This is a genomic window from Ruegeria sp. CDSC051 (genome assembly GCF_059610665.1).
The window spans coordinates 68894-91543 of sequence record NZ_JBXWOC010000001.1; the positions used below are offsets into that span (position 1 = coordinate 68894).

The window sequence follows — 22650 nt, forward strand, 5'->3', positions numbered from 1 at the left end:
GGCTTACTCGGCGGCCTCGGTTACACCCACGAGGATTTCGCGGATTTCAGCCTCTTTGATGTCGTCATGCTCGGCGATGACCACCAGACGCGAGCGACGCTCTTCACCTGGCTCCCACGGGCGGTCGTACTGATGACGCACACGGGCCCCGACTGCCTGCACCAAAAGGCGCATGGGTTTGCCGGTAACAGCGGCATAGCCTTTGACCCGCAGGATGTTCAGTTCATTCGCCAGACGTTCGATATTGGCGACCAGCTGGGCCGGATCGGTCTGTTCCGGCAGCTCGACAATGATGCTTTCGAAATCATCATGCTCGTGATCGTGGTGGCCATCGTGATGGCTGGGACGTGCCTCCATGTCATCTTCGGCAGCGGCCTCAAGCCCCAGCACAACACGTACATCCACAGCGCCTTCGGCCACTTCGACCACGGGCAGCGGGCGCGGAGCCTCTGCCGCGATGATTTCCTTGGCCTTGGCGACCCCCTCGGGGCCAGCAAGATCAGGCTTGGTCAGCAGAATGATGTCGGCGCAGGAGATCTGGTCCTCGAACACCTCGGATAGCGGCGTTTCGTGATCAATCGAGTCATCGGCCAGGCGCTGGGCATCCACCGCAGCGACATTCGGGGCAAAGCGACCGGCGACCACAGCTTCGGCATCGGCCAGAGCAATTACGCCATCCACGGTGATTTTCGAGCGGATATCCGGCCAGTCGAACGCTTTCAGCAGCGGCTTGGGCAAGGCCAAGCCAGAGGTTTCGATCAGAATGTGATCGGGGCGCGGCTCTAGCGCCATCAGCGCCTCGATGGTCGGGATGAAATCATCTGCCACGGTGCAGCAGATGCATCCATTGGCCAATTCCATGATGTTTTCCGCCGGGCAATCGGGGATCGCGCAGGATTTGAGGATATCGCCATCGACGCCAACATCTCCAAACTCGTTGACCACAATGGCCAGGCGCTTGCCCTGCGGGTTCTGCATCAGATGACGCACGAGCGTGGTCTTGCCCGAGCCCAGAAAGCCGGTGATCACAGTGACGGGCAGTTTTTCGAGATTGCTCATATCTAAGCTCCAATCGGGGGAATGCGGGCCGCACAGTTTTTGCGGAAATGTTCAGGACGTTCGCGCCATTTAACGAGGCCATCTTGGGTCGCGAGATATTTGGTCGCGCCTTCAACAATGGTCTCGACATGATCGGTTTCATCGAGATGCTCATAGACAAAGGTCCAACGTTTGGGTCCGCCACGCAGCACAATCGAGCAGCCCTGATCGCAATTTGAAAGGCATTCTACTGCCTTCAAAGTGACGCCATCAGGAAGTTCTGCCTGCTCCAACGCCTTGTGCAGCAACGCCCCAGGACGATCTGCATCATTCTCGACGGGCAGGCCGCGGCGGCAGGTCGTGCACACCAGCAGTTCAACAGGTGTGGTCTCGGTCATGTCTCTCATCCCCCCAAATCCTCTTCGCGGGGGACGGGGTTTCATGCGGGCCACGTATTGCGACATGGGCCCGACACCGGATCACCCCGTCCGGTTTCAACTTCGGATGTTGGCAGGTCTCCCGGCTTGCGGATGTCAGAGGCTGGCCTCTGGCAGATGTCCCGCCTTCCCGGCCTGTCTGGCCAGTGGCTTTGGGCACCCTCTCCGGTCACGGTCGCGGGGGCGGCTGCGTTTGACGGTTGACCGCTGACGCATTCCCTTTTCATCTGCATGTGCAGACACCAACGGATGGGACATGCGGCACGGGCAGGGGGCTTGTCAAGCGCGGCAGACGCACGGAAATCATCGAGAATGGAAAAGCGACCTGCCAATGCCTGTCAGCGGCATGTTTGGTCAGCCATATGCAAAATGACCGCAGGCGAACTTGGGCTTTGCGCCTCGAAGATATCCAGACGAAAGGATTCGCGGGCCCGTTACTTCAAAGGGCATATCGCGTGGAATCGATAGAGCGGTCAAATTTACCGGCCGAGCCAGTGAGTTCACCGCCTTCTGATCAATCCGGTGTCAAGCTTCACTCAGCAGAGCACTGCCGTGGCGAGACGGCGTGTCGCAGGCTCGAAAAGCCGAATGCGAAGCAACTGTTTGAAAGTATTGGAGGCGAGTACCTGTTTTGAAATCGAACCCTGTCAGAATTAATAGATAATAAAAACAGATACTTAAACCCATCTCGCATTCTTCGTAACCAAGAAATGTTGCGGGATTTGTTGCGGGATTTTGGTCAGCTCATTTAGAGATCCAAATTTTGTCGTGCTGCTGTGGGTAAGTGTTTGCTGACGCTTTAACTTCGGACGAAACATAGCCTCTTTGAACCCGCTTTAAACCAGTCCAAAACTTTCGAATTTCCAATATGCGAGAGTTCTTTGAGTAGTCGACGTAATGATCTTCATTCTGACCGTCTTTTCGTCTCATAATGGAGGCGTGTTTAGGATAGTCGCCTTTGGCGATCTGTAACACATGGTCGGCGGAGTGGAGCGTGTTTAAAGCACCTTCCAAGACAGCCTCGGTAGCTGCCCTGAAGTCTTCGTGACAAAGTGCGAGGCACGAAATGAACCCTCGTGCAAAGAACTTCAAGTCCAAATGCTTAAAGCCCAATGCACTAACTTCATCTCTAGTGCGTCGTTTGAGTCTGTCAGAACTACAGAAGTCCTCGACCGAAATCTTAGGGTCAGTTGTAATTCGTAGGCGAGTCGGTGTGTCATCTCTGACGTTGTCCGTTGGTGACTGATTAAAGTCGCCGAATGCGAGAGTTCCCAGAGGCAAACGGTTGTGCAAAGCATGATTGCGAAGCTCGTACATAACTCGGTACTCAAGGCTGCCATCAAAAACAGAACTGAAGCTGCTTTGAAGGTCTATTTGTCTTCCAACAAGTTTAGAAAGCAAAGACATGCGCCTATGCAATTGTTCCTCGTAGACTCTAGACGCCGTAAGTACTGAGATCAGCTTAAGGTTCACATTTTGCCTAGCGTCGTCGAAGAAGTGATCAACGTCTCGTTGCATGTCCTTCTCGAAAAGATACCTAAGTCCGACGCTGATCAGGCTTTCTTCAAACTCGATGAAGGCATTTGCCAATAGGGTAAATGTGTCTTCTACGTCCCAAATTGGCTTGATGACATTCTTGGCATGAAGGATTTCATTGAAACGATCTTCGTCAATTTCGACAGCCATTCCCCCAATAAAACCTTCCGCGAGAAGAAACTGTGCCATGAAAATACCTGTTGCTGTCTAAGCGTTTGCGACCCAAAAATCCGCTCCATTTTAAATGAGAGCGAAACACGGATTTAGAGGGAACAAGTCCCCAAAAAGTCAACAAGAAACGTGTTGCGGGAAATGTTGCGGGATTTTGCAAAAAGTTAACGTGCGAAAGCCGGGCAACTATTTGAAATCAAACAGTATCAGATGGTTAGGTTTTTTCGGTGTTAACTTTTATGGAGGCGAGTACCGGAATCGAACCGGTGTACACGGATTTGCAATCCGTCTGGTGGCTCTGAATATATTGAAGTTTACTGTAAACGGCCCCGATTTGTTCACGGTCAAATATCAAGGAGTTACCGGGCAGGTGTAAACCGAATTCTGCCGTTCCCCGGACAAAGAAAAGCCGTTGAGTGGATGGCGACCCACCTCAACGGCCATAACAAAGTCTTCGTCCCATCAGCCTACTTCAAACGGTATTTCATCTCAAGTCTTCCAGAGTTGCTGGCATGAGCTGGAAGGTAGCAAACCTGTGCGCGGAGAGGAAATTCGGCAGTCCCGTGCGCAAGCAGATCATTATGTTCCTGGCCGATAAGGCAAGCGACGATGGATCGGGGATCTGGTGTTCGAAAGGCACCGTCCAGCGCCACACTGAGCTGGGCGAGTCGACAGTCAAGCGAACGATCACCGAATTTTTGCGTGAGGGCGTTCTAGTTGAGATCGGACGGCGTCCCTGCAAGAACGGCTATACGGTGATTTATCGGATCGTTCTGGGTGTGGTGAACGGCCTGGAAACGATCTCCGAACCGAACGACGAGCCCGAATTTTCAACAGGGTCCACAGCGGACGGGGTTCCGCATGGCCCCGGAACGGGGCCGGCTGCGGACGGGGTACCGGGTCCAGAGCGGACCCCAAACCATCCTAAAACCATCCAGAAACCACCTACGCGCGCCGACGCGCGCGAGGTGGTGGATCAGGATTTCGAGAATGCTTGGAATGCCTACCCTGCGGATCGGCGGCGGGATAAGGCCACCTGCCACCAGCATTTCGAACGAGCCATTGAGGAGGGCGCGACAGCAGACGAGGTTGCCGGTGCGGTCAAGGACTATGCCACCGAGACCAAAGGATACACCCGCTCGAAGGTCTGTTTCTCGGATAACTGGTTTCGCGAAAACCGCTGGCGGCGGCATGTCGAAGAAATGCGCGGTGCGCAGGTCGAGGTAGCGAAGCGCGAGGAAAAGCATTTTCGGCAACTCGCCGGTTGGGTCAAAGACCGCCATTGGATGTGCAAGCACATCACGCGCAACCAGGCTGAAGAGTTGCTGTCGCGCGGGTTGGTTTCAGGGCCAGAGCTTCAGGGAGCGGAGGTGGCAATGTGACATCTGCCTTAGGTCAGTCTGAGCAAAGAGCAAGGCGACCCAGTTCTAGGTCTGCGACCTGCGAACCGGGACCTTGCGAGGGGCGGCGAGCCTCCCCTTCGAACCCCAACCAGACCACGCAGAGCGCGGTCTCCTCAGAGAAGCAAGAAGCGGTGTTTTTTTATTGCTCCTCCGAGGAAAAGGCGCTGATCCGGCAAGCGGCGGCGGATCGCGGGCTGTCGATGTCTGCCATGCTTCGGCAGCTTGCCACCGGTGTGGCCCCTAAGCGGCGCAAACCCGCGCCACGTGTCGATCCAGCACTTGTTCTGGCTGTGTCCCGCTATGGTGGGAACCTCAACCAGATTTCGCGTTGGCTCAACACGGTAACCCGCGCAGGCTCAGCCAGAGATGTCGATGCCTTGCATGTGGCGGCGGCCTTGATCGGCATTGAGAGACGATTGGCGGAAATTATCGCTCAGCACAGGAGATCGTCCTGATGCTGATCAAATTCTTCCCCAACGGCAAAGGCAGCGGCGTGGGGCCCGTCCAGTATCTGACCGCACGCACGGTGCTTGCCTATGACAACAACCGGGATCTGATCCGCGATGCCTCGGGGCGGCCCACGTTCGTGACCCGTGAGCCCTTGCCGGAGATCGTGCGCGGCGATCCCCAGGGCATGATCGACCTAATTGATGCCTGCCCGCACAAATGGACTTACCGTGCCGGCGTTGTAAGCTTCGCTCGCGAAGACACCCCGACCGAAGCACAGCAGCAGGACGTGATCGATCGTTTCGAGGAGATCGCTTTCGCCAGCCTTGATGCCGATAGCTATGCCTGCCTTTGGGTGCGACACACCCATGAAGATCGTGTTGAGCTGCATTTCTGTACACCGCGTATGGAGCTGCACAGTGGGCGCAGTCTCAACATCGCTCCACCCGGCTATGAGCGTGCGTTCGACAGTCTGCGCGACCTGATGAATATGGCTCACGGCTGGGCCGATCCCATGGATGTGGATCGGGCGGCCGAGGTCAAGTCGGTGTCTGAGGCCCCGGACCGCGCCGCCGGGCGCGACGGGCTCCATGTCTGGATTAGCGACCAGATTTCCATGGGCCTGATCAACGATCGAGCTGAGATGATTGCCGTTCTGACAGATGTTGGCTTCGAGGTCCCCCGTGCGGGAAAAAACTATCTGACCGTCAAAGACCCCGAAACCCAAGAGCGGTTTCGGCTGAAAGGAGAGATTTTTCATGAAGACTGGCGTGCCGAAACAACGTCTGAGCGAGAAACTGAACGAGGATATGGAGCGGATCAGAACAGAGAACGCCGCCTTGATAGATTCTCAATTGAAGAGCTTCAGGAGCGATTTGAAAGCCACTGCCGAAAGCGCGCTAGCTATAATCAAGACCGATACAGAAGGGTATCTTCTGCGGGTGAGGAAACACCTGCTGAGGCAGAGCGCGAACAAAGCACACTCGGAAGTGAGGGCGTTGATCTGGCCGGTGTTGGTGGCCTGTTGCCTGATGATCAGTTCGTCGACGGCCACGTGGTCGGTGCTGAACTGGTTGACGCCATCAATGGCGTCGATGGGAATCAGGAAGGTCGAACGACCAGAGGCGACTTATTTGATTCCACTAAACGACAACGCGGTGCTGACCGGATGCACGCTCGCAGCTCAAACAGTGAGCTGTCTAAAAATCAGCAAGGACTGAGCAATGGATGGTCTTACACCGCTAGAACGCGAATTGCTGAGCTACGTCGAGCGGTTGACGAAAGCCTCCGAGGCATCAGCGAGGGAATTGGTCACCTCAGGGAAGGACCTCGGGGAGGAAGTGGATTGTTTGCGCAACTCCGTGATCGCGTTGCTCAGATCACAGATCTCATTGGTCGAAGCCTTAAACGGTTGGATGCGGGATGCCTCGGGCACGGAGCAGACCTCGCCGAAGCTGAAAGACAGCATGGAGCACGTACAGAGAGCGCAGAAGCAACTCACGACACGATGAACTCCCAAAATGGGGAGGACCTTCATGGACTTCGCCACTGATCTGCAGGGAACAAAGAACACGGCACCTTCAACAGGCAACAGGCAACACGAAACACGAAACACGAAACACGAAACACTGCGGAACATAGATTGCCGGGTCAACACTCAACACAGGAGTAACTATATGATTTTGAGAATTTTTCTGATTTGGCTTGTTGGTGCGGCATTGACCGCAACCGCCGACACCCCGCAGCTCCTGGTCAATCAGGAGGATCTTGAGGTTGACCGCTTCGGTTGTCAGATCTTGCAGCGCCCGGAACATCTGACGTTTATCACATTCCGAGATGCTTGGCGTTCGATTGCCGCAGACAAGCTCTATGATATCCATCGCTATGGCGCGTCATTGAAAGAGCAGAGCTGCGATTGTGCAACCTTGCGACCGGATTGGTCCATCATAGAGGAGGATTATCAAACTCTGGGTTTCGCTGATGGGGAAACAAGCACTTATGACGATTGGGTGGATACCGATTATTTTCCGGTAATCTCAGATCTCCGCGAGGCAGTGCAAAACCTTTGCGGGGAGATTGAATGATGGGGATTGTCAGTTTCATTGTAGATGCAGCCGACCAAGGTCTCGAAACCGTAGCAGCCTCTCAGTTTGCCGCAGTAGCAGGCGGCCTCGGAACAGTAATCCTCGTCGTTGCCACGTTCGCCATGATTATGTTGTTCATCAATATAGCCTTGCAGATCAAGCCGATGGTCGCCAGCGAGGTATATCCCCTTCTGTTCAAAATTGCGTTGATCAATGCTTTTGCCTTCAATTGGGTGAATTTCAACTATGTCAGTGGCCTCATCTTTGATGGGCTCGACAACGTCGCTGGCATGCTCATCGGGTCTATAACCGGCGATAATGGCTCAGGTGCTGGGTATTTCGCCGACCGTTTCGATCAAATGATTGATGATCTTGCCGACTATGCCAATGAAATCGGGTCGAACCTAAATTGGATGACTGGAGCGGTTTTGAGTGAGGTTCTTACCGTTCTGCTTTCAGTTCTTGGCGGTGCGGCAGCGCTGGTGCTTGTGCTGGCCAAAATGGTGGTGACATTGTTGATCGGCATCGCCCCAGCGATGATAATGATGTCACTGTTCAGAACTACTCACGACTACTTCCAGCGTTGGTTGGCGGCGCTTGTCAGTTGGTCGTTCTATCCCGTTGTGATAGCGGGTGTTTTTTCAGTAATATTCGGCCTTATGCGCGTAATGCAAAGCGCTTTGGGTGGGGCTGGGAATACAACCAACATCGGTGCAGCCATTCCCTTTCTTGCGTTGATTTCACTGTCGCTGGCGATGATCTGGTTTATCCCGACTATCGTTCGAACGCTTTCGGGCGACATTAACGCCGGTATCGTTGGTTCGTTTGCGGGAGGCATGGGTCAACGTATGACTCGACCGCCACAAATGGGTATTCGACAAAAACCAGATGTCATCCACCGAAATATGGAGCGAGGGAATTCGCCGACCAGTGATGCGGCGCCTCGCACATCAGAACCGCAAAGCACAGGAACAGGTGCTAAGCTGCTGCGGATGAAAGAAAGGGCGGATCGCCTAAGGCGTTGACAAGTTAGCGCCAGATTGGACCTCCGATATTTAAGGTCTGCGGTCCAATCTGGCGCTAGCTATCTCCATAACCTTCCCTCAGAAAAGTCACGCGTGTACTATGGTAACTCCTCTTGGAAGAGCACCTCGATTGCCAATAGTTAAAAAAATGGGATTTCGACATGGGAACAATTGGTCAAAGCCTTATCCGAGGAGCGAATGAAGCCTTGGCGATTGCCAAGGGGGAAATGTGTGCAACGACCATTCTCCAAGTCAAATTAGTCCAGGCCAGGTTCAACAATGAGGACGATCATGATTTGCAGAAAACATGTCGCCCTGACGGAGCAGATCCTGAGCACCGGTGAGAAGTAGAAACGATGATGGTTCTCTGGCTGTGCTTATCTGTTCCAGCGAGTCTCCGTAGCGAGGTACTCCCAGATTACAGTTTTAACTGTCACGGCGTCGGACCAGTCTATTGAATAGCGGTAACGACCTGCTTCAACTGTGATCCAGCCGCCGATCATGGCTTCTTCGTCAAATAATTGAACCATCATACGGCTTCCAACCTCCGGCCAAACAGAGAGCTCAGTGCCAGTGCCAACGGTCTCAAAGGTGGTGCGCTGCTCGGGACTCAGATGCTCCAGCGGCGTGAAGGCAACATAGTCCGGTGTTTCGAAAAGCGGTTCCCCTATCTCGTGATAAGCGTGGCCACGGGCGTTCTTGACGATGACGCTCCGCACTTTGTCAAAATCGGGGTAAAGCGTGAATGGCTGGAGGTTGTCGAACAAAGGAAGCTGACCGTCTGGCCTACTCTTAAGGGATCGGACTACGTGTCGGTTGCTTCGCAGAATTGATGCTGCTTCCGGATGCGTTGCCGGATCGGGATATAGGTTTCCCGCCATGACCGCATGCAGCACACATAAAAGATAGTTTTCATCAGTTGAGAAACTGGAATTGCAGGGCTGGCATATTGTAACCTGTGGCAGATAGCCGAACTGATCTTCAGAACCCCGATCGTAGGCTGCGCCGCGTTTGCGGATTGCTTTTGTAAGGAGCGACTTGGTCGGGACGTGATCACGGTTGCTTTCAGTGTTCGCAATTCGGGCACCGCAATGGATGCACCAAGTCTTCAGCCGATCATCTGTGAAATCTTCAATCTCACGCAAATATCCTATCTCCGTCGTCAGTTCAGCCAGCTATTAGCACACTTGGAGCGGTCGTTTCCAGCGTAGGGCAATTCAGTTTGGGTCGTACACAAATGGAGGCGATGAGAACATTTCTATCATTTTGGGGCAATGATCGAAAGAAGCCAGATTTGTCTGCAGCGCCGCATTTGTCGGGCGACACATAGTTTTGCCATTGGCCGCAAACTAAGCCATTGATCCTGAAGCGGCGTGACTTTCTCCGGTGCAGGGGTTCTACCATTGACGGCTCTCAGTTTGCCCATCACAGGCTGGAACCAACAAGGCTGTCATTGATTAGCCGCGCAGAGAAAGCTCGCTGAGAGCCCAAATCTACCGATGCTGCAGCTAGTTCGAATGGGCGTGATGAGCACAGAACGGACGTCCCCGGGTTTGATCACTCCTCCTGCCGACTCTTGAGAAGAGGCAATTATACACACGCATAAGCCACCTATGGATTTACATCTAAAGAAGCTTTCGTTGGAACGAAGGTCACTAAATTCGAGCCTGGCTTCAACTTTCCACCTGTAAACAATTGTACATGATCTAAAATTCTTTTCAGTTTTTTGCTATTAGGCCTGTCTGTACAAATCATCGCTACAAACAAGGCGAATTTTGGCTTGGAGCGTTTCTCTGCCCCTGTTTCGCCGATAACAAGGAGGAAAGAAATGTTCAAGATTTCAGCGGGTCTCGGGTGCGTATTTGCTGCGGCAATCACCGCTTCGGCGGCCCAGGCAAACGAATGCGGCGAAGTATCACTGATGCAGGCCGATTGGGGGTCAGCGCAAATTGTGACCGCGGTCTCGAAGTTTCTGATGGAGCAAGGCTATGGTTGCGAAGTGACCACGGTTCCGCTCTCGAGCAACCCTGCGCTGGCATCCGTTTCCGAGACAGGAGAGCCCGATATTCTGACTGAAATCTGGACAAACGGCGCGCCGGCTTACCAAGGGCTGGTTGACTCAGGTGCAATCATTCCTGTGACCGAAGTTCTATCAGATGGCGGTGTCGAAGGGTTCTTTGTTCCGAACTACCTTGTGGAGGAGCATCCGGAACTGGCAACAATTGAAGGCATCGCAGCCAACCCCGAACTCGTCGGAAATCGCTTTCACAACTGCCCCGAGGGATGGACCTGTCTAAATGTCAGCACCAACCTGATGAAGGCAGGCGGGCTGATTGATGCAGGCATTGAAAACTTCGTGCATGGATCAGGCGAAACCCTTGCGGCTTCGATCGCTGCCGCCTACGAAAACAAAGAGCCATGGTTCGGCTTTTATTGGGCACCAACATCGGTACTGGGCAAATACCCGATGACTCTGGTCGATATGGGCCCCCATGACCCTGAAAAGCACGCCTGCAACATCACAGCGGAATGCGCGACGCCAGAAATGAGCGCCTTCCCCCGCAGTGAAGTCGTTACAGTTCTGTCGAAAGAATTCATGGCCGAAAACGCAGCAGTGTCTGACCTGATGACAAATCTGTCCTTCACCAACGCACAGATGGGCGAAACGCTGGCATGGGTTGAAGACAACAATGCCTCCTACGATGAAGGCGCGGTGCATTTCCTAACAACCTACAAGGATGTCTGGGGGGCGTGGCTTAACGATGCTGCGCGCGACAAACTTTCCGCATTGCTGCAGTAAACTGCATGGACAGGGGCATCCTCAGCGATGCCCCTAACGCACTGAAGTTGATCGGAAAGTGGGATAAATGGCCTTCTATGACAAGTTATTCAGCGCATTGGGTTTGAGCGAATGGTGTGGCACGTCAGATGACAAAGCGCCTCTTTCGCTGGCGGACCTTGCGGCGCAAGCAGGAGGAGAAGAGGCCTCTGGGCCGCTCGTTCCAATTCCCTCATTTGATAATCTGCACGAAAGCTGCAACCGCATATGGCAGTCGCGCGATGTAACCAACGGGATCGAAGAAGGGTTTCTGGCAGCCAAACCGGTCCTGAAAACCGTTCTGGACCCGATCACACAGCCATTGAGCTGGATATTGGATGGCGCACTTTGGCTGTTTGAAGCGACGCCATGGTTCATCATGGTCCCGCTTCTGGTGGCGATTTCCTGGTACGCGTCACGTTCGCGCCCTGTGACGATCTTCGTGGCCGCCTCGATTATGATGCTGGCCCTCGTAGACCACTACGATGTGGCGATGCAAACCCTGTCGATCGTCTTTGTGTGTACGACGATTTCGGTGCTGTTCGGTGTGCCCATTGGAATTGCCATGTCGAAATCCGACCGATTGCAAAAAGGCGTCGTTCCGTTGCTCGACCTGCTGCAGACCCTGCCGACATTCGTGTACCTGATCCCTCTGATTTTCTTGTTCTCGGTCACGGAATCCAAACTGTACGGGATTGCGATCATCCTTTACGCGATTGTGCCGGTGATCCGTTTGACCGACCTTGGCATCCGGCTTGTCGACAGGGATGTGATCGAGGCGGCCAATGCCTTTGGCATGAAGGACCGCCAGAAACTGATGCGGGTGCAACTCCCTTTAGCGCTGCCCAATATCATGGCCGGAATCAACCAGACCATCATGATGAGCCTTGCCATGGTCGTGATCGCCTCTCTTGTTTCGGCCCCTGGCCTTGGCGTGAACGTGTTGCGCGGTATCCGGAACCTTGAACTGGGTGTGGGCATCGTCGCTGGCATCGGCATCGTGCTGCTCGCAGTGATCCTTGATCGCGTGTCCAAAGCAGCTCTCACACGGGTCGATAAAACCCAAGTCAAACACTAAGGAGCCTGTTCGATGACACAACCAATGGTCAGCCTGTCCGGGCTCTATAAAATCTTTGGCACCCGCGACAAGGACGTGTTGCAGCATGTCAAAGGAGGCATGGGCAAGGAAGAATTGTTGGCACGGCACGGGCACGTATTGGGTCTCAACAACATCAACGTCGATATGCAGGCGGGCGAAATCACAGTTGTCATGGGCCTGTCAGGCTCGGGCAAATCCACGCTGATCCGCCACCTGAACCGATTGATCGAACCCACTGCGGGCGAGATCATCGTGCAGGGTGAGGATGTGATGCAACTGTCCGAGGACGGGTTGCGCCATGCTCGACAGGAAAAGATGTCGATGGTGTTCCAGAAGTTCGCGTTATTGCCGCACAAAACCGTGCTGAAGAACGCAGGCATGCCGCTCTCGGTGCGCGGCGAGGACGAGGCGACTTGCGACCGTGAAGCCGCCAAGTGGCTGGATCGCGTGGGTCTGAGCGGGTTCGAGAACCATTATCCAGCGCAATTGTCCGGTGGGATGCAACAGCGTGTGGGCATTGCCCGGGCGCTGACCGCGAACACACCGATCATGCTGATGGACGAGGCTTTCTCGGCTCTTGACCCACTGATCCGAACCGACATGCAGGACCTGCTGCTCGAGCTGCAAAAAGAGCTGCACAAGACCATCATCTTCATCACTCACGATCTAGATGAGGCGTTGAAGCTGGCCGATCACCTTGTGATCCTTAAAGACGGCTTTGTCGTGCAGCAGGGCGAGCCGCAGCATATTCTGTTGAACCCCAACGATCCTTACATCGAAGACTTCGTGAGCGACATCAACCGAGCACGGGTTCTGCGGGTCCGCTCGATCATGACCCCGCTGGACGGTGGCCAAGTGCCAGAAGATGCCCATGGCGAAGTGGACGTGAACGACACGCTCGAAAGCATGATCGCGCGGTCCGGCGGGGATACGTCACACGCCTATGTCGTCAAGGATGGGGAGAAGACAGTCGGCTCACTGGATATGACTGAACTGGTTCGCGCACTCGTCCCTCGCGTCGCATCCGAAGCAGGCGCACGTCAGTCCTGACGCGCGCTGACGACAAAGCTGGAATTCATCAGATCAGGCCCGAAATAGCCGCATGGTTGGGTCGGCTTCGATCTGTTCGAACAGCCAGTCAACAAACGTATCGAGCTTTGGGTTGGGTGCACGTTCTTTTTGCGTCGCCAGATACCAGCTGCCTGGCTCGGGCACCGAAATATCAAACGGTTTGACCAGGCGCTCCCTTTCAAGGTCACGCGTGCAAAACGGTGCTCTTGCGACGCTGATACCGTGATTTTTTAGAACAGCTTCACGGACCAGCGGGTAATTGTCGAAAACAGAGCCAAATTTCATCGTTTCGCGATCTAAGCCCGCCGCATCCAACCAGCAGTCCCAGTCATCCGGCTCATTCCATGTGTTTGGGACACTCAGCAACAGGAAATTTCTTAGCTCTTCCAGCGGCATTCCACCGCTTGCGGCTTTCAAGGCCTCCGGAGCACATACCGGGTAGATATCCGTTTCGAACAAGGGGCTATAGTCAAACCGTTTGTCAAATGGTGGCGCGTTGAACACGCCCACATCGAACCGGTGCATGTCATAATCACCGTCTTCAAAGGTAGAGACGATGCGCACGCGTGTGTCCGGATTATCCTGAAGAAAGTCTGCCAATCTGGGCTGTAACCACATTGTATTGAAACTTGCGTAGGACTGAACGAGCAACACGTCCGGTTCCTCAGGTGTCTGGATGCGCCGAGTGGCTTTGATGATTCCCTGAATGTGTTCGCGTATTGGCGGGTAATATTGCTCGCCAGCCGGTGTTAGCTCGACCGAACGGCTTGTGCGTTCCAGTAGTTTAACACCGATTGTTGTTTCTAATGCTTTGACCTGGTGGCTGACTGCCGCATGCGTCACACAAATCTCGTCAGCGGCCTTTCGGAAACTCTTGTGACGCGCCACCGCCTCAAAAGCGCGCAGTGAAACCAGCGTGGGCATGTGAGTGGTCATTGCTGCATCTCCTCGATGAAATCAATTCTGCTTACCCTCAAGCAGAGTTATCCGACGACGGGCGCGAATATAGCAGGGTATTGATACTCTTTTTCATAACCTGTCAGGGGGTAGCACGCAATTCGCGGTGCGATGTGATCGGTTAGAATTTCTTGATGAAAGGAAATTTCTTTCAATTCTTCAACTGGGTGAGAAATGCCAGATTAGCAGATAGAGATGTTATGGGATTCCACCTTCATGCCACCACTTTCACCTTCGCCAAATGCATATGGCTATCCGTTGCTGATTAAACACTTGCTGGCCGGATCCCAGCTCGCGTCAGCCAGCCAAGAGATCGTCAGCGGCACCGAAATGCGACTGAGCTACGCGGACTTGGGCAAACGCGTGCGCCAACTTGCCAATTCTTTAGAGGCGAGCGGGATACATGAAGGCATGCGCGTCGGTGTCATGGATTGGGATACGCACCGTTATCTTGAGTGTTTTTTCGCGATCCCGATGATGGGCGCGTCCCTTTTCACGATCAACGTGCGTCTGTCTCCTGCTCAGGTTCTTTATACGATCAACCATGGGCAACCGGATCTGATCATCGTGCACCGCGATTTCATGCCGCTCATTGAGGGTATCAAATCGGGCTTTGATCGGGACATCATCATCGTGCCGATTGGAGACGGAGAAGGGTATGAAGAGTGGATAGGCGAGGCCCCAGGCTGCTTTGACTTCCCGGACTTCGATGAAAACCAAACGGCAACCCTGTTTTATACGACCGGGACCACCGGCAATCCCAAGGGGGTGAGCTATTCACACCGGCAGTTGGTCCTTCACACATTGGGCTTGATCGCAGGTTTCGGCGCATGGCCCGGGAATGCCGGATTTCATCGCGGCGACGTCTACATGCCGCTGACGCCCTTGTTTCACGTCCACGGCTGGGGATTTCCATATGCCGCAACGATGCTGGGGCTGCGTCAGGTCTATCCCGGTCGATATGACCCTGACACAATCTTGCGATTGATTGCAGACGAAAACGTCACCTTTTCACACTGCGTGCCCACGGTTCTGTCAATGGTGCTCGACCATCCGGGCTGCCCACAAATTGACCTGGACAGATGGAAAGTGATCATTGGCGGGGCCGCTTTGCCGCGAGGCCTGCAGGACCGCGCCGCGGCGGCAGGCATATCCTTGCATGCGGCCTATGGGATGTCCGAAACCTGTCCGTTTCTGACGGTGGCCGATTTGTCCAGCAATGACCCCGAGATGCAGGCGCAAACCGGCTTTCCCGGCCCTCTTGTCGACCTTCGTGTTGTGACACCGGATATGCAGGACGTCCCACATGACGGCGAAACAACCGGCGAAGTTGTTGCTCGGGCTCCCTGGTTGACACAAGGCTATCTGGATAATGCGCAAGCCTCGGATGAGCTTTGGGACGGTGGGTATCTGCATACCGGGGATGTTGGGTATATCCGCGAGAATGGATCGCTGCAGATTACTGACCGCCTCAAGGATGTGATCAAGACCGGCGGCGAATGGATATCCTCACTGGCACTGGAAAACATAGCATCGTCTTGCAGCGGCGTTGAGGACGTCGCAGCAATCGGGCTGCCGCACGCGAAATGGGGCGAAAGGCCAGTGTTGGTTGCTCAAGCCGCAAAGGATGCCGACCCGGATCTTGTGCGCTTGAGAGTCATGGAAGAAATCCAGTCGCGTGTCGGTGAAGGCGAGATCTCAAAATGGGCAGTTCCAGACGAGATAATCTTTGTCGACCGCCTACCTAAAACCAGTGTCGGCAAGCTCGACAAGAAACTCGTGCGGAAAGATATTTCAACGCGCTCGGAATTTAAATCATGACAGACAAGCAACGCCGTATTCAGGCGCTTATCGGGTCCATTGTCACCTATCTGCAGGCTCACAGAGCTGCCACGCGCGGCATTGATCTGACGTTGGACAAGCTGGCAGCCATGGACCTGAAGGGTGAGAGGCTCATGGATTTACCTCCCCAAGGAACCCGGCACGATGAGGTACTGAAGAACGCCATCGCCGGGATTGTCGCCCCCGAATTGCAGGAAATCGCAGGTTGTCTGAAAGCGGCCAAGGATGATCTGATCTGGCGCGAAGACAACGCCCAATTCTATCCCCCTGGTGCCGAATTGGGCGAGGGATACACAAAGTGTAACCTACATACTCTGCTGATTGGGCCAGACGCATGTGGACATCACCATCCCGATTTCAACCTTGGCATTTTCATGCTGGGTCCAAGGACGCTGTATCGCGACCACAACCACGACGCGCCAGAGCTGTACCTGAACCTGTCCGAGAAATCTGGTTGGCGATTTGGCACCCGTGACTGGCAGGATTATCCGGCTGGATCACTTATCTGGAATGCGGCGGGCGATCCCCACGCCACCCGGGTCTATGACCAGCCATTCATCTCCGTCTTTGTCTGGCTCGAGAACGTGAATTCACCCTGCAATGTAATCCACTTCGACGATTGGGCAGAGATCGAACAAGATCTTGCCAAACAGTCCAATTGAGGTTTCCAAACATGATTTCCATTAAACACACCGAGGGTGTCGCTTTCATTGAGCTGAATGCCCCGCCAGTGAACGCTCTTGGCCTCAAGATGCGGCAGGCGCTTTCTGCGGCCATTCACGAGTTGGATGCAAATGAGCAGATCAAAGCTATCGTTCTATGCTCGGCTCTGCCGCTCTTTTGCGGCGGCGCTGACATCGTCGAGTTCCGTACTGGGGCAGTTTGGGACAAGCCGGACCTGCCAGACCTGTGTGAAACGATTGAAACCAGCAAAAAACCCATTATCGCCGCGATAGCAGGCCCAGCGATGGGGGGTGCGCTGGAGATTGCGCTTGCCTGTGATTACCGTGTCGCCACGCCGGACGCCGTGATGGGCCTACCTGAGATCAAACTGGGGCTGCTGCCTGGTGCCGGCGGCACCCAGCGACTACCCCGGATTGCCGGGCTGGAAGCGGCAACGCAAATGATCCTCTCGGGTGATCCCGTGAAAGGCGAATATGCCCTGTCTTGTGGGCTGGTCGACGCGCTGCTTGAAAACAAACAGGATTTTCGCGCGCATGTTTTGGGTTTTGCCACCCGTGTCAGCCATGAGGGCGATCCAAAACGCAGTTGTGCGGATATGACCGTCACACACCCTGATCCGAAGGGATATCTGACGGGTTTCCGAGACCAGATAGCGCACACGTCCAAAAACCTTGTCGCCCCTGAACGATGTTTGGTGTCCATCGAGACCGCGTGCGAAATGCCGCTGGCCGAGGGGTTGGCACAAGAGAAGGCGGGTTTCGCTGAACTGCTCGACACACCTCAATCGCGCGCGGGGCGGCATCTGTTCTTTGCAGAGCGTGAATGCACCAAGGTTCCCGGCGTTACCCGTGCTGACCAACCACGTAGCATTTCATCGGTCGCCGTGATCGGTGCCGGAACAATGGGGCGCGGCATTGCCATCGCCTTTCTGCAGGCGGGGTATCCGGTCACGCTTCTGGAAACCACACAAACTGCGCTGGAACAGGGGCTGGATCAGGTCAGGGAGCATTTCCAACGCGCGGCCCAAAAAGGGCGGCTTAGTGCCAATCGGGCAGAGGCAATCGCCGCCAACGCCACTGGGACGCTTAGCTATGCAGACCTTGCGAAGGCCGACCTGATCATTGAAGCGGCGTTTGAAAGCATGAATGTCAAACGCCAGATTTTCGAAGCGTTGGGCCAGCACGCTAAACCCGGCGCGATACTGGCCTCAAACACATCGACGTTGGATCTTGATGAAATAGCTGCGGTCACGTCCCGTCCGGAGGATGTGATTGGTCTCCATTTCTTCAGCCCGGCGAACGTCATGCGCTTGCTAGAGGTGGTGCGGGGCGCCAAGACCGCTCCCGATGTCATTGCAACGGCAATCATGGTCGCAAAGAAGATCCGAAAGCTCCCTGTCACGGTTGGCGTGTGCTACGGCTTTGTTGGAAACCGGATGCTGGAACCATACTTCCGCGAAGGATCCCGTCTGCTTCTAGAGGGGGCGACACCGAAACAGGTGGATAACGTCCTTGAAGGCTTCGGCATGGCCATGGGCATTCATGCGATGGCAGATCTGGCCGGAGTCGATGTGGGCGCACGCGTGCGTCAGGAACGGCGTAGTGAAATCGCGCATGACCCGACATACCAGGTTGTGCAGGACAGGTTGTTTGAACTAGGCCGACTGGGTCAGAAAACCGGGCGTGGAAGCTATGTCTACGAGGGACGGACACGGGTCGAAGACCCTGAGATGGTTCAAATCAGTTCCGAGCTGTCGGACCTGCATGGCGTGAAACGCAGGGACATCGACGATCAGGAAATCCTTGAGCGATGTCTCTATCCCCTGATCAACGAGGGCTTTTTGATCCTTGAAGAGGGCATTGCAACGCGCCCGGGTGATTGCGACCTGATCTGGGTCAATGGCTATGGCTTCCCAAACTGGCGCGGCGGCCCGATGCACTATGCCGACGAGATTGGATTAAGCCAGATTCTGGAACGCATGACCCACTATCGGCAGTCGCTTGGCGCCTATGGCGAGATGTGGTTCACGCCTGCGCCTTTGCTGGAACAACTTGCAACCTCGGGCGTGACACTTGACGCACATTTTGATGCCAAAAAGGAAAAATCATGAGAGAAGCCGTTATCGTCTCAACCGCCCGAACCCCCATTGGGGTTGCCTTCAAGGGTGCGCTGAACAACATCAAATCCCCTACCATGATGGGGCACGCCATTCAGCACGCTGTTGAACGTGCAGGCGTGGACCCCGGTTCGATCGAAGATGTCGTCATCGGATCGGTCCTTACGGCGGGGACAGCAGGCATGAATGTCGCTCGTTTGTCGGCGCTGGCGGCGGGCCTTCCCAATACGGTGGCAGGACAGACGATCGACAGGCAATGCTCCTCCGGGTTGATGGCCATTGCGACGGCTGCAAAGCAGATCATCGTGGATGGTCAGAACGTTGCCGTGGCTGGCGGGCAGGAGAATATTTCCGCCCTGCAGAATGCCTATCTGAAATGGGCGGGCGATGAGAAAGATCCAAACGTTCTCGCCCAATCTGAGCATGCCTACATGCCGATGCTGATGACGGCGGAAAATGTGGCGCGGACCTATGGGATCAGCCGCGACGTCCAGGATGAATACGCCGCACTTTCGCAAGGTCGGACCGCCCGGGCTCAGGCGGCTGGCGCGTTTGAAGATGAGATCGTCCCGATCACTGCGATTAAGCGGGTCAAGAACCGCGAAACCGGAGAGGAAACCGTGGAAGAGGTGACCTTGTCAAAAGACGAGGGCAACCGGCCGGGTACGACGGCCGAAACACTCGGGGCATTGAACCCGGTTGTCGAAGGAGGACTGATCACTGCCGGAAACGCAAGCCAGCTTTCTGACGGGGCCTCGGCTTGTGTGCTCATGGAAGGCAAAATGGCTGAGCAACAGGGTCTCACACCGCTGGGTATTTATCGCGGCATGACTGTTGTAGGAAACGCACCGGAAGAGATGGGGGTCGGCCCGATCTTTGCAATTCCAAAGCTGCTGAAGAATGCAGGTCTTCGCATCGAAGACATCGGCCTTTGGGAGCTTAACGAAGCCTTTGCCTGCCAGGTTCTGTATTGCCGTGACCATCTTGGGATCGATCCCGAAATCTACAACGTGAACGGCGGTGCAATATCGATTGGCCACCCCTACGGCATGACAGGTGCGAGACAAGTCGGGCATGCTCTAATTGAGGGGAGGCGTCGTGGCGTGAAATACGTGGTGACCTCCATGTGTGTCGGCGGAGGCATGGGCGCCGCAGCACTGTTCGAAGTCGCCTGACCCCACTGAAATGAGTTCAAGCAGAGCGTTATCTGGTTGAGACATTGACATTCTGTCATCTGCGAGGGTCGCCATCTGCAAGCCTGCGTTTCATGTCGACCGGAATTGGTGATGCTTCCTGAGGCGTTATGACCAATGTCGCGCCAACGATCCTTTCCACGGTTTCCAGCCAGTTTGTCGATGACTGGCTGGCGGCGCTGCGTGCCCTGTGCCCAGAGGCGCAGATGGCTTCGCTGCTGAGCCGGTCCGGTCTGAACGCGGATACGCGCTCGCCGAATGGTCGCGTCACGCTGGATCAGATCGTTTGCCTCTATCAACTTGCCGCAGTTGAGACCGGTGATGAGATGATGGGGCTTTGGAGCAGACCCGTCCGGCCGAGGGCCCTACAACATCTTCTGACCACTGTCAGGGAAGCCACGTCTCTTGCATCGGCGCTCTACCGGTTTTCAACGTTCTGGAACTTGTTGCTGGATGATTATCAGTTTGATCTGGAGGACGCCGACAACGCGTTGGTGCTTACCCTGAAACCACAAGGCGAAGTGCCGCTTCAGCGGTTTGGACATATGCTGATCCTCAAACTTGCCCACGGGCTCATGTCTTGGCTGGCAGGGCATGAGGTTCCGGTTAAGGCCGTTGATTTCGCGTTTGATCGCCCGGACTTTGATCAGGATTACGCGATTATCTTTCCTGCACCGCTGCGGTTTGGCCAACCCGCCACCGCCATCGCGTTTGATCCGAATGTAATGGGCCCTGTGCAGACTCGAAGCACAGCTGATCTTGACCGGTTTTTGCAAAACGCGCCGCGAGACTGGATTTTTACCTCTTCCCGCGAACACACCCAATCGCTGCGGGTGCGCACGTATCTGGGTCAGACAGGTTGGGATTCGGCGACCTTAACACAGACTGCATCCGCAATGCACATGACCCCGCGCACCCTGATCCGCAGGCTACACGCGGATGGCACGTCGTTTCAGGCCATAAAGGATGCCCTGCGGCGCGACATCGCAATCCGTGATCTTCAGGCGGGGCGCAAAAGCGTTGAAGCCATCGCACATGATGTCGGATTTTCGTCGGCGGCCAATTTCCACCGGGCCTTTCAACGCTGGACCGGAAGCACGCCCAGCTCATACCGCAAATCACAAACATAAGCTGCCATTTGTCACTTTTGGACAATTATCTGTCAGCGCACGAGATAGAGCTTAACGGGCTGGCTCGCTAAATCTTGCCGCATAGAAGCATTTTCAGCTGAAGTTTCGCCTTCATAGCTCATCAGTCTGGCCATCCACTATTGCCGGGTTGTGGCGTCATCTGAGAACAATCGCCATTGAAAGGATCCACCAATGTCAGACAAACTCGCCACCATACTCCAGGCCGCACGCGACCACGCCGAGCAGGTCATCCTGCCCAATGTGGACGCCTGGAACGCCACGAAGACATGGCCCCGTGATGCGTCGGACAAGGCCGGGGCCGCTGGCCTGACCGGGCTCTACGCCCCCGAAGAGTTTGGCGGCCAGGGCTTGCCACTTTCAGAGGGCATTCAGGTCTACGAACAGCTGGGGCTCGGAGATGGCGCTTATGCTTTTGCCCTGTCGATGCATAACATCTGCACCTTCGCGGGCTGCGGCTATGGCACAGATACCTTCAAGGAAAAATGGGCACGGGATCTGACCTCGGGCCGCAAACTGGCGAACTTTGCACTGACCGAACCGCAATCCGGATCGGATGCCACAAACATGTATTCGCGAGCCGTGATCAATGACGACGGCACATGGACGATCAGCGGTGCGAAGGCATGGGTCAGCCTGGCGACCGAGGCTGATATCTATTTCACCGTGGTCAAAACCAGTGACGCACTCGGCCACAAGGATATGGCGATGATCGCCATTCCCGCCGACGCGCCGGGCCTCAGCTTTGGACCGCTCTATGATACCCCGTCCTACAGCTTCCTGCCTCTGGCCGAGATGTACATGGACAAGGTCGTGGTGAGTGGAGACAACATCATCCTGCCCATTGGCCAGGGCCTGCAAGGTTCACTCATGGCGATCGACATCGCCCGCGTCTCAATCGCGTCAGGATGTTGTGGATTGATGCAAGCCGCATTGGATACGGCGCTGTCCTATTCCAAGAACCGCAAGATGTTCGGTGGCAAGAACCTCGATCTGGACGGGATCCAGTGGATGCTGGGCGAAGTTGCGACCGATCTTGAAGCCTCGAAACTGCTTTACCGCAAGGCGGCAAAGGCCCTTGGCACGCCCGAGGGCCCACTGATGGCCGCCCATGCCAAACGGTTTGTGCCAGATGCCGCAGTGAAGGCTGCAAATACCTGCACGCAAGTGCTGGGCGGCATGGGGCTGTTGCAGCCTTATGGTCTGGATCGTTTGTCCCGTCTTGCACAAATGCTGCGGATCGTGGACGGGACGACGGAAATCAGCCGCGTGGTCATCGGGCGGGCCTTGCAGAAACGTGCGGCAAGCTTGCCTGACCTGCCAGTACCGAAAGGATTTGGTGAAACCGGCTGAACGTCCCACCCCCCGGTGAAGCGGAACCAACCTGAAAATCTCCTCACTGATCGGTAAAATCGAAAGATCGGCCGCACACGTGCGGCCGGTTACTCGAGATTGCAGACCTTGGTGCAAACGCAGCGAATTCACCCTTTGTTCGCCTATTGTGAGTTCATCCAAGCGAAATTGAATGTCTGCAATCAGTGCCAAGGCCATCAGCCCTGGGGTTTTGCGCGCATGGAACGA

Annotated in this window: 19 protein-coding genes and 1 riboswitch; of the genes, 14 read left to right on the forward strand and 5 right to left on the reverse strand. The window is 55.1% G+C overall.

Going from position 1 to position 22650, the window contains the following annotated elements; translation table 11 throughout:
- Positions 1–3: 3 nt before the first annotated feature.
- From cobW to AC2FH0_RS00350, 3 genes are all read right to left on the reverse strand, one after another.
- Positions 4–1059 carry a cobalamin biosynthesis protein CobW gene (cobW, locus tag AC2FH0_RS00340; protein ID WP_496788257.1) on the reverse strand — a complete coding sequence of 352 codons (1056 nt, stop codon included), beginning with the start codon at positions 1057–1059 and terminating at the stop codon, positions 4–6.
- A gap of 2 nt (positions 1060–1061) precedes the next feature.
- The gene (locus tag AC2FH0_RS00345; protein ID WP_142632902.1) at positions 1062–1436 is read right to left on the reverse strand and encodes a DUF1636 family protein; all 375 of its coding nucleotides are present in this window, start codon (positions 1434–1436) and stop codon (positions 1062–1064) included.
- Between the two features lie 94 nt (positions 1437–1530).
- A riboswitch (cobalamin riboswitch) is annotated at positions 1531–1737 on the reverse strand.
- Positions 1738–2219: 482 nt separating this feature from the next.
- Complete coding sequence (locus AC2FH0_RS00350; RefSeq protein WP_496708643.1) at positions 2220–3200, reverse strand: hypothetical protein; 981 nt, start codon at positions 3198–3200, stop codon at positions 2220–2222.
- Between the two features lie 494 nt (positions 3201–3694).
- On the opposite strand from AC2FH0_RS00350, the gene AC2FH0_RS00355 reads away from it, so the two are divergent.
- The 5 genes from AC2FH0_RS00355 to AC2FH0_RS00375 all read left to right on the forward strand — a co-directional run bounded on the left by AC2FH0_RS00355 (position 3695) and on the right by AC2FH0_RS00375 (position 8141).
- Positions 3695–4564 (forward strand): hypothetical protein, encoded by an 870-nt coding sequence (locus AC2FH0_RS00355; protein ID WP_496788258.1) that lies wholly within the window; start codon positions 3695–3697, stop codon positions 4562–4564.
- Positions 4565–4716: 152 nt separating this feature from the next.
- Positions 4717–5040, forward strand: coding sequence for a plasmid mobilization protein (locus AC2FH0_RS00360; protein WP_496788259.1), 324 nt, complete (start codon positions 4717–4719; stop codon positions 5038–5040).
- Positions 5040–6584: a relaxase family protein gene (locus AC2FH0_RS00365; RefSeq protein WP_496788260.1), complete on the forward strand. Its 1545-nt coding sequence runs from the start codon at positions 5040–5042 to the stop codon at positions 6582–6584. Before AC2FH0_RS00360 ends, AC2FH0_RS00365 begins: the two co-directional genes overlap by 1 nt.
- Positions 6568–7116: a hypothetical protein gene (locus AC2FH0_RS00370; protein ID WP_496788261.1), complete on the forward strand. Its 549-nt coding sequence runs from the start codon at positions 6568–6570 to the stop codon at positions 7114–7116. The genes AC2FH0_RS00365 and AC2FH0_RS00370 overlap by 17 nt, the downstream gene beginning before the upstream one ends.
- Positions 7113–8141, forward strand: a complete 1029-nt coding sequence (locus AC2FH0_RS00375) for a TrbL/VirB6 family protein (RefSeq protein WP_496788263.1) — start codon at positions 7113–7115, stop codon at positions 8139–8141. The genes AC2FH0_RS00370 and AC2FH0_RS00375 overlap by 4 nt, the downstream gene beginning before the upstream one ends.
- Before the next feature lie 377 nt (positions 8142–8518).
- Here AC2FH0_RS00375 and AC2FH0_RS00380 read toward each other — a convergent pair whose 3' ends face one another.
- Entirely contained in the window at positions 8519–9286 is a 768-nt protein-coding gene (locus tag AC2FH0_RS00380) for a hypothetical protein (RefSeq protein ID WP_496788264.1), read from the reverse strand.
- Between the two features lie 683 nt (positions 9287–9969).
- On the opposite strand from AC2FH0_RS00380, the gene AC2FH0_RS00385 reads away from it, so the two are divergent.
- The 3 genes from AC2FH0_RS00385 to AC2FH0_RS00395 all read left to right on the forward strand — a co-directional run bounded on the left by AC2FH0_RS00385 (position 9970) and on the right by AC2FH0_RS00395 (position 13108).
- Positions 9970–10941: an ABC transporter substrate-binding protein gene (locus AC2FH0_RS00385; protein ID WP_058274113.1), complete on the forward strand. Its 972-nt coding sequence runs from the start codon at positions 9970–9972 to the stop codon at positions 10939–10941.
- 67 nt (positions 10942–11008) lie between these two features.
- Positions 11009–12037 carry an ABC transporter permease gene (locus AC2FH0_RS00390; protein WP_496788267.1) on the forward strand — a complete coding sequence of 343 codons (1029 nt, stop codon included), beginning with the start codon at positions 11009–11011 and terminating at the stop codon, positions 12035–12037.
- Between the two features lie 12 nt (positions 12038–12049).
- Positions 12050–13108, forward strand: a complete 1059-nt coding sequence (locus AC2FH0_RS00395) for a quaternary amine ABC transporter ATP-binding protein (protein WP_074738238.1) — start codon at positions 12050–12052, stop codon at positions 13106–13108.
- Positions 13109–13141: 33 nt separating this feature from the next.
- Here the strand turns inward: AC2FH0_RS00395 and AC2FH0_RS00400 are convergent, their stop codons facing one another.
- Positions 13142–14065 (reverse strand): LysR substrate-binding domain-containing protein, encoded by a 924-nt coding sequence (locus tag AC2FH0_RS00400; RefSeq protein WP_074738240.1) that lies wholly within the window; start codon positions 14063–14065, stop codon positions 13142–13144.
- 237 nt (positions 14066–14302) lie between these two features.
- Between AC2FH0_RS00400 and AC2FH0_RS00405 the strand changes: the two genes are divergently transcribed.
- The 6 genes from AC2FH0_RS00405 to AC2FH0_RS00430 all read left to right on the forward strand — a co-directional run bounded on the left by AC2FH0_RS00405 (position 14303) and on the right by AC2FH0_RS00430 (position 22422).
- Positions 14303–15907: a fatty acid--CoA ligase gene (locus tag AC2FH0_RS00405; protein WP_496788268.1), complete on the forward strand. Its 1605-nt coding sequence runs from the start codon at positions 14303–14305 to the stop codon at positions 15905–15907.
- A complete protein-coding gene (locus tag AC2FH0_RS00410) occupies positions 15904–16590 on the forward strand; it encodes a dimethylsulfonioproprionate lyase family protein (protein ID WP_282170680.1) in 687 nt (228 codons plus the stop codon). The genes AC2FH0_RS00405 and AC2FH0_RS00410 overlap by 4 nt, the downstream gene beginning before the upstream one ends.
- 11 nt (positions 16591–16601) lie before the next feature.
- A complete protein-coding gene (locus AC2FH0_RS00415) occupies positions 16602–18722 on the forward strand; it encodes a 3-hydroxyacyl-CoA dehydrogenase NAD-binding domain-containing protein (RefSeq protein ID WP_496788270.1) in 2121 nt (706 codons plus the stop codon).
- Positions 18719–19903 (forward strand): acetyl-CoA C-acyltransferase, encoded by a 1185-nt coding sequence (locus AC2FH0_RS00420; protein WP_496788271.1) that lies wholly within the window; start codon positions 18719–18721, stop codon positions 19901–19903. Before AC2FH0_RS00415 ends, AC2FH0_RS00420 begins: the two co-directional genes overlap by 4 nt.
- Positions 19904–20031: 128 nt before the next feature.
- Positions 20032–21051, forward strand: a complete 1020-nt coding sequence (locus tag AC2FH0_RS00425) for an AraC family transcriptional regulator (RefSeq protein ID WP_496788272.1) — start codon at positions 20032–20034, stop codon at positions 21049–21051.
- 192 nt (positions 21052–21243) lie between these two features.
- Complete coding sequence (locus tag AC2FH0_RS00430) at positions 21244–22422, forward strand: acyl-CoA dehydrogenase family protein (protein WP_496788273.1); 1179 nt, start codon at positions 21244–21246, stop codon at positions 22420–22422.
- The last annotated feature ends 228 nt before the right edge of the window (positions 22423–22650 follow it).

Excerpts from the sequence above, each read along its gene's own strand:
- cobW (WP_496788257.1), bottom strand. The coding sequence starts at position 1,059 with ATGAGCAATCTCGAAAAACTGCCCGTCACTGTGATCACCGGCTTTCTG.
- AC2FH0_RS00345 (WP_142632902.1), bottom strand. The coding sequence starts at position 1,436 with ATGACCGAGACCACACCTGTTGAACTGCTGGTGTGCACGACCTGCCGC.
- AC2FH0_RS00350 (WP_496708643.1), bottom strand. The coding sequence starts at position 3,200 with ATGGCACAGTTTCTTCTCGCGGAAGGTTTTATTGGGGGAATGGCTGTC.
- AC2FH0_RS00355 (WP_496788258.1), top strand. The coding sequence starts at position 3,695 with ATGAGCTGGAAGGTAGCAAACCTGTGCGCGGAGAGGAAATTCGGCAGT.
- AC2FH0_RS00365 (WP_496788260.1), top strand. The coding sequence starts at position 5,040 with ATGCTGATCAAATTCTTCCCCAACGGCAAAGGCAGCGGCGTGGGGCCC.
- AC2FH0_RS00370 (WP_496788261.1), top strand. The coding sequence starts at position 6,568 with ATGGACTTCGCCACTGATCTGCAGGGAACAAAGAACACGGCACCTTCA.
- AC2FH0_RS00375 (WP_496788263.1), top strand. The coding sequence starts at position 7,113 with ATGATGGGGATTGTCAGTTTCATTGTAGATGCAGCCGACCAAGGTCTC.
- AC2FH0_RS00385 (WP_058274113.1), top strand. The coding sequence starts at position 9,970 with ATGTTCAAGATTTCAGCGGGTCTCGGGTGCGTATTTGCTGCGGCAATC.
- AC2FH0_RS00390 (WP_496788267.1), top strand. The coding sequence starts at position 11,009 with ATGGCCTTCTATGACAAGTTATTCAGCGCATTGGGTTTGAGCGAATGG.
- AC2FH0_RS00395 (WP_074738238.1), top strand. The coding sequence starts at position 12,050 with ATGACACAACCAATGGTCAGCCTGTCCGGGCTCTATAAAATCTTTGGC.
- AC2FH0_RS00400 (WP_074738240.1), bottom strand. The coding sequence starts at position 14,065 with ATGACCACTCACATGCCCACGCTGGTTTCACTGCGCGCTTTTGAGGCG.
- AC2FH0_RS00405 (WP_496788268.1), top strand. The coding sequence starts at position 14,303 with ATGCCACCACTTTCACCTTCGCCAAATGCATATGGCTATCCGTTGCTG.
- AC2FH0_RS00410 (WP_282170680.1), top strand. The coding sequence starts at position 15,904 with ATGACAGACAAGCAACGCCGTATTCAGGCGCTTATCGGGTCCATTGTC.
- AC2FH0_RS00415 (WP_496788270.1), top strand. The coding sequence starts at position 16,602 with ATGATTTCCATTAAACACACCGAGGGTGTCGCTTTCATTGAGCTGAAT.
- AC2FH0_RS00420 (WP_496788271.1), top strand. The coding sequence starts at position 18,719 with ATGAGAGAAGCCGTTATCGTCTCAACCGCCCGAACCCCCATTGGGGTT.
- AC2FH0_RS00425 (WP_496788272.1), top strand. The coding sequence starts at position 20,032 with ATGACCAATGTCGCGCCAACGATCCTTTCCACGGTTTCCAGCCAGTTT.
- AC2FH0_RS00430 (WP_496788273.1), top strand. The coding sequence starts at position 21,244 with ATGTCAGACAAACTCGCCACCATACTCCAGGCCGCACGCGACCACGCC.